The sequence below is a fragment of the Frankia sp. CcWB3 genome (assembly GCF_977927595.1).
In genome coordinates, this window is the sequence record NZ_CDWRCK010000065.1 from 1 (window position 1) to 12,336 (window position 12,336).

Sequence of the window (12,336 nt, forward strand, 5' to 3'; positions counted from 1 at the left end):
ACCTGACCCCAGGTGTCGTAGCCGGTGGTCAGCGTGGTGCTGTTCGCGGTCGTGGTGGTCGGCAGGCCGGTGGTGGTGCTGTAGCCGAAGGTCGCGGTGGGAAGCGCGGTGCCGCCGTCCGTGGCCGGGCTGGCCGCGAACGCCTCGGATGTCTTCCGGCCGGCCGCGTCGTAGGTGTAGGTGGTGGTCCGGGTGCTCGTCGATCCGGAGGTGACGGTGTCGACCTTGGTCAACGGCTGGTTGAGGTTGTTGTAGGTGTAGGTGGTCACCGGCAGCGGGTTGCCCGAGGAGGGCTGCGCGGCCGGGCCAGTCGAGCAGGTCAGGCCCGTCCAAGAGGCGTTGACGCAGCCGCCGGAGCCGGTCGCGGTGAAGTAGGAGATGACGGTGGTGAAGGCGTCGGTGCCGGCGCTGTTCGCCTTCGGCTGGCGGACCTCGACCGGGTTCCCGGCGGTGTTGTAGTAGGTGGTGCGGACGATGTCGGGGGTGGAACCGCCGCCCATCCAGGTGGTCACGGTCGTCGGCTTGCGTAGCGTCCAGCCGGATGTCGCGGCATCCGCGCCGGTCTTCGCCTCATAGCCGTTGATCGTCTTGCGGGGGTCGACGTCGGCCCCGCCGGCCTGGCGGATGGTGGTGGTGACGGTGGTGGGCAGCCGGTACGGGTCGGGTGCGGACGGGGCGTTCTCGTCGTAGTCGGTGTGGACGTGCTCGCGGGCGGAGTACTGGGCGCCGGCGTCGTCAACGATGCGATGCGTCGGCCCGAACGTGTCGACGACGGACACGCCGTCGGCGGAGTAGACGGTGTCGGTGTCCAGCAGTTGGGCGCGGGCCGCGGAGTCGGTGAGCGCCGCGGCGGTCGGATCGGTGTCGGCGGTCGGGGTGAGGGCCTGGTTACGGTTCTCCGCGGTCAGTTCACGGATCACGTTGCCCTTGACGTCATGTTCGTTGGTTGTGACCTGCCAGGCGCCGTTGCCGTAGGAGGCGGCGTTCACCTGCCGGCCGTCGGCGTTGAGGTAGGTCAGGTCGACGTAGGGCCAGTCGGCGGCGACCGGCGGGTTTGACGGGACCCTGCTCGCGGGGAACACCGCCGTGGCCCAGGCCGGCAGGTCCTGCTGCCCCCCAGGCGGCGACGGCGCTCGGGGACATGTCGACCGGCGCGCCCGTTCCGCTGAGGGCGACGTTGTAGACGACGGTACGGGTGGCGGTACCCGCGCCAGCGGGCCGGGGCCGTGCCACGGTGATCAGCCGACCGTAGCTGTCGTAGGTGAACGACCAGGCGTCCTGGCCCGCGGGGGTGTAGCTCTGGAGGCGGCCCTGAGCGTTGTACTGGTAGACCGATCCGAGGTGCGAGCCGTCGGTGTTGTCCAGCCGCGGGTCGTACTCGAACCGCAGGTGCCCGGTGGAGTCGTACTTATACTGGGCGACGACGGTCGCGGTGCCTCCGTTGAGGGACATCGAGACGGTGGAGACCTGCCCGGTGTAATTGCCCCAGGTGGCCGGGTCGGTGCCGGAGCCGGTCGCCGTGGTCGAGGTGGCGTAGGCGAGGGTCAGTGCCCGGCAGCCGGCGCCGAGCGTGCCCGAGCAGTCCACCCCGGCCGGGACGGGCGCGAGGATGCGGGTGACCCGGCCGGCGCCGTCCGTGGTGTACGTCGAGGTGGTCGCGGACCCGGGCTGGACGACCCGGTCGACCACCCAGATCGTCGCCGAGCCGACGGTCTTCGACACCCATACCGTCTTGGTGCCGTCGACCTCGGTGAGGGTGAACTGGGTCGCCGAATCCTTGACGAGCTTGGAGCCGTCGGTGGCGGTGTCCGCGATGCCGGTGTAGGCGTAGGGATAACCGCCGGTCCCGGTACGGGAGTACGCCGAGGCGGCGCCCTCACTCGACGTCAGTGTCACGGTATTTGTGGTGCCGGTGTTGTCCGTCAGCGTCTTGGCCGCCGAACCGGTGTCTGGTCCCTGCAGATCCGAGGTCCAACCCGGGCCGAAGATGCCGGCAGGGTCGCTGGTCGCCGCGGGCGGGGTCAACGTCGTCAGGGACCGGCCGACGGTCAGGCTGCCGGTGTAGGTCGGCATGGTGACGTCGGTGGCCGACAGGGAGTAGTCACCGGTCAGCGAGGCCAGTTTTCCGGGGCCGACGTCGCTGGTGGCGTTGGAGTCCCCGAACGCGTTACGCGCGTACTGGATCGTCCGGGCCCCGGTGCAGGTGACGGTGCCACCCGAGGTACGGAAACAGGCCTGGAGCTGGATCGGCCCGTCGGTGCCGCCCTGCAGGGTGAAGCCGACGTTCCAGTTCTGCCGGTCGAACGCGCCGGAGGCGTTGCGCGGCGCGGGCCATGTCGGGCTCGTGGTCGTGCCCTCGGTGGTCACGTCCGCGACCGGCACGTCCGTCCACGCCGTCGACGTGTTCGTTCCCAGCCGGTATCGGTAGGTCACCGACACCTGGGAGGACGGCGCCTGTCCCTCCAGGACGACGAAGCGATGGACGCGGGCGTTCTCCGCCGGGCTCGCCAACGCGCCGGTGCCGACTCCGAAGCTGTAGGAGACAACCAGCGAGAGGTTGCCGGCCTTGTCCTTGGTCCGCAGGTAGAACGTGTGCAGTCCGTCGGTGGCGTTCAGCGACGGGGTGGTCGTCCCGGTGGTCTCGGTGGCGGGCGAGGGCTGGTCGAGGCCGTAGAGGAACGATTGGGTGTCCCCGCCGGGGGAGGTCCAGGTGAACGTGCCGGAGGTGGCCGAGGCCCAGCCGCCTGACGGCCACGCCGCCGAGCTCAGCGCGGTCGGCGCCGCCGGGACGGTCGTGTCGACGGTGAACGGGATCCACGACGACCAGTTCTGCGAGTAGTCGGTGCCGTCGTAGGCGCGCACCCGCCACTGGTAGGTGGTGCCGTTGGCGAGTACCCCGGCGGGCACCGTCCAGGAGCCGGTGGCGTTCGGGGAGACGTTCGACACCGAACCGTCGGTGATCTTTGTGGTGCTGTCCTGGTTCCACACCTCGAAGTCGAGGCACAGCGGCGCGCCGTCGGCGTCCGTGGCCGCCCCGGACAGCGTCGGCCTGGTGCTGTTCGTCAGGACCGTCGCGGGGCTGCCGCCGCACTGCGCCGAGCACGGCGAGGTCGACCGGTTCGCGACCGTGCCCGGATAGGAGTTGTAGGTCGTGACAGTTCACCGCGTCGACGAGGCACCGTGGCGCCGGCCCCTGTTCCGCCGGGTCAACCCGTCGCCGATGGCGTACCTCATCCCTGCGGGCTACCCGGCCCACCGCCGACTGCCACTGATCGTCGGTGACTTCACGGAGGAAGGATTCAGTACCCGGACTTGGAAGGGCGGTTGCGCCAGATCGCCGGATCACGGACGGTCAGGGCCCGCGTGGCGACCCGTATCGCGACGCGCAGGTGACGAGAAGCCCGATCATCGGGGTGGCGGACAGGCCGCTCGCCGCTTGGGATTCGTCGCGGGATCGAGCCGGATCCGGGTCGACGGGTGGTCCGCTGAGTCTGGGCGGCGTGCCGGGCCGGGACGGCGGTGGGCGGGTGCCGGCGACGGCCGGGTACGCCGCGATGACGGCCCGATGACGTCCGGAGGAGTATCCGGGATCGCTCCACTCCCCGCGCGACTTCGGCGTGTGGTGGTGATCAGAAGGGTGTCGATGGGGGTGAGGTGTTCGCGGTCGTCGAGGTCGATCAGATTGTGGATGCTGGTGTCGTAGACCTCGGCGAGCAGGGCGAGGAGCTGGGGTGTGGGCCGGCGGCGGTTGTTCGGTAGCGGCCAGTTCTCCAGTTCCGACAGCTTCGGGGCGGTCATGGGAGCCGCGCCGTGGGGATCGAGGCCGGTGTGGGCGGCGTGGGCGTTGATGTGGGCCGCGGCCTGCATCTGGGTCCAGCCGTGCGCGACGCGGTGAGCGGCGCGGGGGCGCAGTTTGTAGCGGCGGGCGAACTCGATCGCGATCTCGTCGTGGGACATGCCGACCGCGCGCATCCGCGCTCGCAGCTCGTCCTGCTCCGCCCGCTGGCTCGCCCTACTCATGACGATGCCCCATATCCTCTCCGGAGCCGGATGGCCGATCCTCCGATTGCCCGCTGCGCAGACCACTCTGGCAGTAATCGTTATGTCACAGGTCGAGCGGTACGGGATGACGCTTCGTCCGGCGGTCGCCCTGGATGTCGTGGGTGGCAAACGTCCGCGTCGAGCACGCTTCGTCTTCGCGGCTGACCCTAAGTTCGGCCGAGGAGAAGCACGGTTTCCCAGGTAGCTGTGCTGTCGGTGGCGAGGCCATGCAGGACGGCAGCGATCCCGGCGGCGCCCTCGATGAGGCCGGGTGATCGGCTGCTGGCGGGCTCTGCCGGGTCGAGGCTGTCGAGGAGTTGATCGGTTAGGGCTGGGAGGTGGCTGCCGAGTGGGTGGTAGCGGGCGTCGGCGGCGGCGTGGTGGACGGTGGCGATCAGGCCGGCCCAGCCGTGGCAGAGTGCCGGGTCGACGAGTCTGGCGAGTTGGACGGGGTCGTCGAGGCAGGCGGCGAGCGTGGACTCGGCGCGTTTCTGGCGCGATGTGTCGGCCAGCGCGAGGGCGGCGAGTTGCTGGGCGCGGGCAAGGCCGGGGGCGCCGTAGCACCAGGAAACGCGGCCTGGGCCGGTTTGGGCGGGGCGGCCGGCGCTCAGCTCGCGGAGGGTGATCTTCTCGGGCCATCAGGGGCCGGTTGAGCTCTCCTGGCGCCAGGCGTCGAGCCAGTCGCAGATTTGGTGCAGGGCGTCGAGGTGGCCGGGCACGACGATGGCCTGGCGGTGGGCGAGAGCGAGTAGCGCGAGAGGACCTGCGACGCCGTGGGCCATCCCGAGGTCGGCGTGGCCGTCCGCGAACGCGTCAGCCGGCGCTCCGACGGGAAGGTCGCCGCTCCACCAGCCCGGCAGTGTCAGGCCACCTGTGCCAATGGCAGGCAGGGGTTCGGCGAGGCGGACGAGGTACGCCAGGACCCGGCGAAGCTGATCTGCGTCTGGGCGGGAGGTGAGGAGGTGAGCGCCGAGTCCCGTCAAGCCGCGGACGAGATCGTATTCGGCGCGTTCCGGTCGCTGGCCGGCATCGATACGCCGGTTGGCTGCGGCGAGGCGCAGGTCGGTCATCTCCGTGACGGCGCTGTCCAGGTGCTGGCGGGCGGATCGGTAGCGGCCGGGTGGAGCTGCCGTGGCGAGCGTGAACGCGAGGGCCGGGGCGCCGAACCACAGGCCGGCTCGCGCCCCGACGCTCAGCTTCTCGCGTGTGGCGGCTTTGAGCCAGGCGTCGACGGTGGCCCAGCTACCGACGCCATCGCGGGCGCGTAGGCCGTGGAGCACAGCGACGCCCGCGGCGCCGGCGGCCAGCGACTGGCCGCGCCAGGGCTCTCTGGTCGACGCCTGATCGTTACCGGCATGGGGTGGGGGTGGTGCGGTCAGCGCGTCGGCGAGACGGGCCGCGACGGAGGAGGCACGCGTTCGCAGGTCGCTGCTCAGGAGTATGAGGCACCTCCGGACGATCCGGTCGGTTCGGCGAGGGACAGCAAGCCAGTGGTGTCCAAGAGACGCCGCTGGCAGGTGCCGTCTCGCCGACGCGGGCAGGTGGTTCAGTAGGTGACGATGATCGCGCAGTCTTTCTTGACGATCGCGTGGTTGGGAATGCTGGCCTGAGCGGTCAGAGGCATCGCGGTCAGGGACGGGCGGGCTTTGCGGTCGGTGTTCCAGGTGTGGATGTGTCCGCACAGCCGCTCGGCGAGGGCGTGGCCGTCGGGTCCGTGTCCGTGGGCGCCGAGTTCGTAGACCGGGTCGGGGCCGTCCGACCGGCGCTTGATGAGGTAGGCCAGTGAGGAGCCGGCGATCAGCGTGGGGCTCAGGTTCGGGATGAAGGGCGTGCAAAGGTCGGCGCTGACCGCGCCGGCGCTGGCGTTGATGCGGCAGACGGCGGGATCGGTCGCGGTGGCGCGTAGCCAGATCCCGTCGATGGGGTCCTGCGGGCCAACGGTGATTCTGGACCAGGCGCTGGTCCGCGGGGTGTTCAGGATGCCGGTCAGCTGGGCCGGATCGATGTCCTGGTCGATGTCGTAGTGGATCTGGACGAGGGGGTCGGTATGGAGCGTGGCGACGCGTTCGATGCCTTGGCCGATCATGGGGACGAAGCCGCAGAGGAACACCGACTCCGAGCGGAGTACACTGTCGTCGCCCTTGACGAAGGCGACGCCGCGGGTCTGGCCCCGCCAGCGCAGCGGCAGGACTACCCGTCCGCCGGGGACGAGTTGGGTGAACCAGGCATCGGGGATGTCACACGCACCGACGGTGACTTCAATCTTGTCGAAGGGTGCGGTGGTGTCGTCGCCGAGCGCGCCGTCGCGGGTCAGGACCCGCACGCCGCTGTAGCCCGCCGCAGCCAGGGCGATCGATGCCTGTCCGGTGACATCCTCGTCGATGTCGGCGGTGACGACCAGCCCGTCGGGGCCGGTGAGTTCGGCGAGCAGCGCGGCGTTGTAGCCCGTGCCGGCACCGACCTCGAAGATCCGCTCGCCGGGGCGGACGTGCAGCTCGTCCAGCATCCCGGCGACGAGGGTCGCGACCGAGGCGCAGAACAGGTGCGTGCCGTCGGGCGCCGTCTTGGTGATGACCGCCTTGTAGGGGTTGTACGCCTCGTCGAGCGTGGCGTCCGGCAGGAACAGGTGCCGGGGCACCGCGTGCAGCGCCTCGACGACAGGGCTGTCGAGGCTGGGCCGACTGCTGGTGATCTTCTTGACCATGTCGGCGTGGAGTTCGGCGGCGGTGCCGGATGTCGCGGTCGTCATGGGCGTGTCCTTGTCGGAGTGGGATCAGGTCGACTGCTGCGGTCACAAGGGATGGTGTTCGGAGGCAGGAGCGTAGACAGCGGGGTGTTCCCGGCCCGAGGTCGCCGTCTCGGGACGGCCTGCCGCGTTCCTACCGGACATGAGCCGGGCTGACCGCCATACGTCGCGGCGGCGCCAGCGATCTCCATCCTGGTAGAGAGGAGCCGTGCTCATGAGGGTGCCGCCTGCTGGGTGGTGTGCCAGGCGAGAGCGACGCTGCGTGCCAGTCGAAGGCAGGCGGCCTCGTGGTCGCGGTTGATGCCACGGAGGCGGTTGTAGGACAGGTGCAGTAGGGAGCCGGCGACCGTCGCGGGGTTCATCTGGCTGGGTAACGCCGCGCGGTAGGTGGTCAGGGCCTTGGCGCGGGCTGCCCAGGCGTTGGCGAGGTCGCCAGGCAGGTGCGGCAGATCCCTGGGGACGCTGTGACGGCCCAGCCGGGTGGTTTCGCCGACGACGCGATGATCGATGGTCTGCGGCTTGGCGAGGACGCGTGTGGTCAGGTAGTCGGCGGCGGGGCGCATGCCGCCGAGGAACGCGTCGGCGATGTCGAGCATCGACAACGCCGTGACGGTGTCGGGATGCAGCCCGGCCGGTGGTTGACGCAGCGCGGTGATCGCGGCGGTGGTGTCGGCGCAGAACACGGCTTCGGCGGCCTCAAGAGCCGTGTCGGCGCCGTAACGGCCGGCTTCCGGGAAGTAGGTGTCAAAGGCCACCTGGCCGGCGACGCCGATCGCGGCCACCTCGGCGGCCCACGCGCCGAGGATGGCCGCGCGAGCAGCGTGGTTCGCCTCGCCGGTGGCGACGCGGATGCGCAGATGGTCGGTCAGCTCGGTGTTGCGGTAACGGACCATCCACAGCTGCGCGCCGTCGAGCTGGGTACGCAGGCCCGGCAGATGGCTGGCGATCAGGTGGTCCATGGCAGCGGGGTGCGTGTGGACGCGGGCGGAGAGCCATCGGGCGTTCGGGGCGCCGGGGCGGTGGCCGTCGGCGTTGGCCCTGCTGACTAGCGCCGGGGCGAGCTTGTTCGGTGCGGGTGGCCCAGCGCGGAACACGGGGGCGACGATCTCGTGGGCATGCCCGATCCAGTCAAGGCCCTCGCCGGGTACGGCTCGGTTCAGCGTCGCCACGCCTGTGTCCGCCAGCTGCTCGCGCAGGATCGTGCGATGGGCCGGGACCGTGAGGTCCAGCCGTAGCGTCATGTCGCCGTCGGCCAGCTCCAGAAGATCTGGGCACCGATGCCGGTGCCGCCACCGGCCCAGCTCACCGCTCCAGTCGGCGCTCGGCGCGTGGAGTCCGGGCAGGTCGGCGGGGTGGAGGCGCCAGCGTTCGGGTGCCAGGATGATCCGGCCGTAGCGGACCTCGGGAAGGTGCGGCAGCGCGCCCGCGGCCGGTCCGAACTCGAACACGGTCAACGGGGCGGCGAACGCGCGCGGCAGGTGCGCCAGGAACCGTGCCAGCGGCGGCATCTGCCGGTCGAGCGTCAGCGCGTGAAAGATCTGCGGATCGATGATGCGGCCGGTGGCGGCCTCGATCAGAAGCAGGCCCCGCCCGGTCGCGGTCAGCGCCAGATCTCCAGGCACCAACCCGCGCGGCCCGTCCGACGGTGGCTCGCCGAGGGCCAGTACCTCGGGCAGGAACTGGGGCAGCCGTGCGACGTTCTGGCCGCGGACGAACTTGGACGGGCAGGACAGCTGTACCGCAGTGGCGCCTTCGTGCAGCACCGGAACCGATCTGTAGGCGCGGGCCATTGCCGCGTCACCAGTCGAGGACTGGAACCTCGCGGTCAGGGTTCCGGTCGCACGGGCGGGAGTCACTGCCAGCTGGTAGTCCCCGGCGTTCAACGCCTTAACGCTCCTGGAGTAGATCTTCGCCGCGATCTCTCCATGGGGCTGGAGGAAACGCGGGTCGAACAGATCACCGGCGGTGACGTGCTCAATCAGCGCATCGGTCAGCTCAACAGGACCGCCGCCCGCAAGCGCCTCCCATGCCAGGGCAAGCAGCCGCCGATCCCGATCGCTCACCGTCGGCGCGGACGCCGGCAGCACCGAGCCCGGATAGCCCGCCGGATAGCCAAGCCCCGATGCGTCGTCGAGCACGTCAAGCAGCGGAACGACGCTGCCGACGCCGTAGCGTTCGACGAACCGGCGATGATAGTCCGCCCATGCCGCAGGTCCCAATGGTTCTCGGCCCAGCCGCGTCAGGACACCAGCCGCCACAGCCAGATCTGACGCGACAGACCCGGGCAGCTGAAGGTCGCAGTCGAGCACGAGGTCGAGTGCCAAGGGCGAGCGATCCTGGGGCATGATCCGGTCCATCGCCGCGAGCAACGACGTGCGTGGCGCCACTTGCGCCGCCAGGGCCGGCGCCACGTTGAGTTCACCGAGCCGGGTGTGGATCGTGGTCAGTTCCTCCACCAGCGGCGCGACCTCGACCAGGTCGCACGCACCTGCCGTCCGAAGGACCGTGATCAGATGGCCGAGCGGATCGGTCTCCGTCATCGGCGCCCGCAGGTCGGTGACCAGAAAGTGTTCGGCGACGAGCTGACGCAGCAATCTCTCGATGCGCTCAGGGTCCGCGGCGATGAACGCCTCGTTCAGCCTGTCGGCCAGCTCAGCGAAGCGCACCGGATCGCGGGCGGCATCCCGCACGAGCCGAACCGGCGGAGTAAGAGGGATCTCCGCCTGGCCGTCCGTGTGAGGCACGATCAACCGCCCCGCCCGCTCGACGACGAGACCGCTGAACACGACGGTCACCCGCTCCAGCAGTGGGCCCGTTTCCAGACGGTCGATGACCTCGCCCAGCCACGCAGCGTCCACCCGAGCCGTCGACCTGTGGCGATCCCCGAAGCGCACCGTCCCCACCTGGCCAAACATGGCCGGTGCGACACCTGCGAACAGCGCGAACGGCGTCGCCCGCCCCTCCGCGCGCAGCAGGTATCGCACCACCGTTGCCGCGGCGGCGCGCAGCCGTCGGTCTGTGACCGGCTGCCCGGCCACGATCTGCTCGACCCGGGCAGCCAATGCGCTGCTGGCGAGCGCGACTGGCCCCCGGGCCGCCGGCCAGACCTGCGCCAACCACTCTCTGCACGCTGCCGGGTCCTCCAACACCGGCCAACACGCCACGCTGCCCGGCGCGTTCGTCGCTGCGCGCAGCAACGCAGGACCGGCCGGCCGGTACAGCGCCCCGCCCATCGGCATCGTCCCTTCCCCAGCCTTCGTCAAATCCGCGTCCCGTGCCGCCCCGACGTCGTCGGGGCGGCACGGCGACGACCCGCGTTTACGAACTGGCGCACGCCGACGGACAGGTCGACGAGCAGCCGTCCGAGGTGTCGCAGTCGTCGCTCGCCACGCACGTGCTGTCATCGACGACGGTGATCGGCAGGTCGAACCAGTCGGCCGGCGCCGGACCCGATGGGCCGACTTCCTGCACGATGGACATCCACGTCTCCTCTCAGCGCCGTTCCCCGGTGTACCTGCCGACCATCCCTGAGCACCACGCTCACAACGTGCATTCGCTTCGGGACGGCGCAGGGCCGGGAGTTACCATGCCGGCCTTCGGCGGTAACGAGAGGTAACAATGCCTCGCCCACGGCGCAAGGTCATTCCCCCGGTGGCGAAGTTTTCTCTTCGCGCCTTGTCCGGTCGCTGACCTGGGAAGATGACCTCCGCCATGTTGGTGTGTTCGGCCAGACACGCCGGGATACATGCCCGGTCGTTCGGGTGCCAGGCGCGGCCTGAGCGCAGCGGACCTTCGTCTCAGTGTGTAGCCGCTTCACCCCGCAGCCCGGTTCTCCGGTGGCCGATGAAGCCGGGAGTAGGGCATGGTCAGCGACCAGTCAGGCCGAGCGCGTCGAGGTGGGCGCTCATCAGGCTGGTCAGGCTGTCCAGGAGCCGTTTGCCCTTCTCCGCGGTAGCGAGCGAGGGACGGCCGATCACGCCTGTCTGCGTGTACGCCGTCATGCCGTGGACGAGGAGGTGCGGTCGGGGGCCGCCTCCCTCGTCGGCAGTCTCCCAGCCGGGCCGGACGAGGTCGGGGTGCACGTGCAGAAGGATGGAGGTCTCCAGCTCGCCGGCGTGCATGTCGTCGTGGGCGTCGGTCTCCAACTCGGCAGCGGCGCGGGCCGCCGCCCAATCTGACCGTCCAGGGAACAGCGTCATGCTCGGCCCGCCGATGTTGGCCTCCTGAACGATGTTGTTCAGGACGTAGTTGCCCCCATGACCGTTGACGAGCACCACCGCGGCGACGCCGGAACGACCCAGAGAGCTGGCGACGTCGCGGATGACCGAGGTCAGAGTCACCGACGAGATGCTCACCGTTCCCGGGTACGAGGCGTGCTCATGGGAGCACGAGAACGTGATCGGCGGGAGCAGGAACAGGCCGTACGCATCGGCCGCAGCTTCGGCGATCGTCTGGGCGATCAACGTGTCTGTCGTGAGGGGGAGGTGAACGCCGTGTTGCTCGAAGCTGCCCACCGGCAACACGGCCGCCCGCGCGTCGACTCGCTCCGCCTCGGCGCTGGTCGCCGTGGTGATCATAGGAATGGCTGTCTCCTCGTCGCAGCGTTAACGACCTGGCGAGCGGCGAGGAACTGGCCGACCTCGACCACCCGATCGGCTCCCGCGAGCGCTCCCGCCATGCTGCCGAGTACCAAGTCAGCGCGCGCCGATCCGGTGGCCTGGGCGAGTTCCAACGCACGCAGGCCCTCAGCTCCCGCCTCGGCCAAGCGCCCGGCAGCGGTATGCGCGTCCGCCAACCATGCCCGCCACATCACCTCATCCTGACGCAGCCCGGCCGGCCAGGCCGCCAGCACCTCGTCCAGTAGCCTTGTCGCCCCGTCCAGGTCGCCGACCAGCCGCCGGCAGTGACCTTCGTATGCCGCCACGTAGAGGTCCGTGCAGTGCCCATCCAACGGGTCCGGGTCGCGTTCAGCACCAGCCAGCAGCCGAACCGCCTGACGGACCGCAGCACGGGAGGCTGCGGTGTCGCGGTTGAGGGCATGCCCGTGCGCCTGCCGGACGAGACACAGCGCGGCGGTACACGCACTGCTGGAATCGAGGGCCGCCGCACCTTCTCCCAGCGCGATAGCTTCCCCGCCACGTCCCTGATCAGCCGCCTGCTGAGCCCGTCGCATCAGGACATAGCTCGCGGTGCGACGGTCGCCAGCCTCGGTCGCCTGGCTAAACGCCAACTCGGCCCACTTCCGCGCAGCACCCGGACGTCCGAGGCTGTCGGCAAGCCAGGAAAGAAACTCCGACCACCGAGCCTGGACCGCGAGCAACCGATGGCCCTCGACCGTTGACGCCGGGCGGAACGCATCGAGCACTTCAAGCTGACCCTGGACCAGGCTCCACACCGAGCCGGCCCCACTGTCGTTGACTCTCCCCGCGATCAGACTCAGTAGATCGACCCAATGCTTCACCGGATCGGCGGTGCCAATGGCCAGCGGTTGATTGAACACATCCGACTCAGACACAGGATAGGGGACGTAATGAAGTAACAAATACGTG

The 12,336-nt window shown here is 70.0% G+C and carries 6 protein-coding genes and 4 pseudogenes; 1 reads left to right on the forward strand and 9 read right to left on the reverse strand.

What is annotated here, in order from left to right:
- Both ACY5KJ_RS07510 and ACY5KJ_RS07515 read right to left on the reverse strand, forming a co-directional pair.
- Positions 1–989 (reverse strand): annotated as a pseudogene (locus ACY5KJ_RS07510) (sugar-binding protein); the annotation flags it as partial.
- Positions 934–2,907: an RHS repeat domain-containing protein gene (locus ACY5KJ_RS07515; RefSeq protein WP_462187811.1), complete on the reverse strand. Its 1,974-nt coding sequence runs from the start codon at positions 2,905–2,907 to the stop codon at positions 934–936. The pseudogene ACY5KJ_RS07510 and the gene ACY5KJ_RS07515, both read right to left, overlap by 56 nt.
- Here ACY5KJ_RS07515 and ACY5KJ_RS07520 point away from each other — a divergent pair.
- Positions 2,885–3,139 (forward strand): hypothetical protein, encoded by a 255-nt coding sequence (locus ACY5KJ_RS07520; protein ID WP_462187812.1) that lies wholly within the window; start codon positions 2,885–2,887, stop codon positions 3,137–3,139. The genes ACY5KJ_RS07515 and ACY5KJ_RS07520 overlap by 23 nt on opposite strands.
- A gap of 437 nt (positions 3,140–3,576) precedes the next feature.
- Here the strand turns inward: ACY5KJ_RS07520 and ACY5KJ_RS07525 are convergent.
- The 7 genes and pseudogenes from ACY5KJ_RS07525 to ACY5KJ_RS07555 all read right to left on the reverse strand — a co-directional run.
- Positions 3,577–4,020 (reverse strand): annotated as a pseudogene (locus tag ACY5KJ_RS07525) (hypothetical protein); the annotation flags it as partial.
- A 188-nt stretch (positions 4,021–4,208) separates the two neighbouring features.
- Positions 4,209–5,483 (reverse strand): annotated as a pseudogene (locus ACY5KJ_RS07530) (lanthionine synthetase C family protein).
- Between the two features lie 104 nt (positions 5,484–5,587).
- Complete coding sequence (gene fxlM / locus ACY5KJ_RS07535; RefSeq protein WP_462187813.1) at positions 5,588–6,790, reverse strand: methyltransferase, FxLD system; 1,203 nt, start codon at positions 6,788–6,790, stop codon at positions 5,588–5,590.
- 209 nt (positions 6,791–6,999) lie between these two features.
- Positions 7,000–10,026, reverse strand: a complete 3,027-nt coding sequence (locus ACY5KJ_RS07540; RefSeq protein WP_462203057.1) for a lantibiotic dehydratase — start codon at positions 10,024–10,026, stop codon at positions 7,000–7,002.
- 79 nt (positions 10,027–10,105) lie between these two features.
- Complete coding sequence (locus ACY5KJ_RS07545) at positions 10,106–10,267, reverse strand: FxLD family lanthipeptide (protein WP_462187817.1); 162 nt, start codon at positions 10,265–10,267, stop codon at positions 10,106–10,108.
- 386 nt (positions 10,268–10,653) lie between these two features.
- Positions 10,654–11,364, reverse strand: coding sequence for a creatininase family protein (locus tag ACY5KJ_RS07550; RefSeq protein WP_462187818.1), 711 nt, complete (start codon positions 11,362–11,364; stop codon positions 10,654–10,656).
- Positions 11,361–12,336, reverse strand: a pseudogene (locus ACY5KJ_RS07555) (hypothetical protein); the annotation flags it as partial. The pseudogene ACY5KJ_RS07555 and the gene ACY5KJ_RS07550, both read right to left, overlap by 4 nt.

Bases quoted from the DNA above. Each gene is read 5' to 3' on its own strand.
- fxlM (WP_462187813.1), bottom strand. From the start codon at position 6,790: ATGACGACCGCGACATCCGGCACCGCCGCCGAACTCCACGCCGACATG.
- ACY5KJ_RS07540 (WP_462203057.1), bottom strand. From the start codon at position 10,026: ATGCCGATGGGCGGGGCGCTGTACCGGCCGGCCGGTCCTGCGTTGCTG.
- ACY5KJ_RS07545 (WP_462187817.1), bottom strand. From the start codon at position 10,267: ATGTCCATCGTGCAGGAAGTCGGCCCATCGGGTCCGGCGCCGGCCGAC.
- ACY5KJ_RS07550 (WP_462187818.1), bottom strand. From the start codon at position 11,364: ATGATCACCACGGCGACCAGCGCCGAGGCGGAGCGAGTCGACGCGCGG.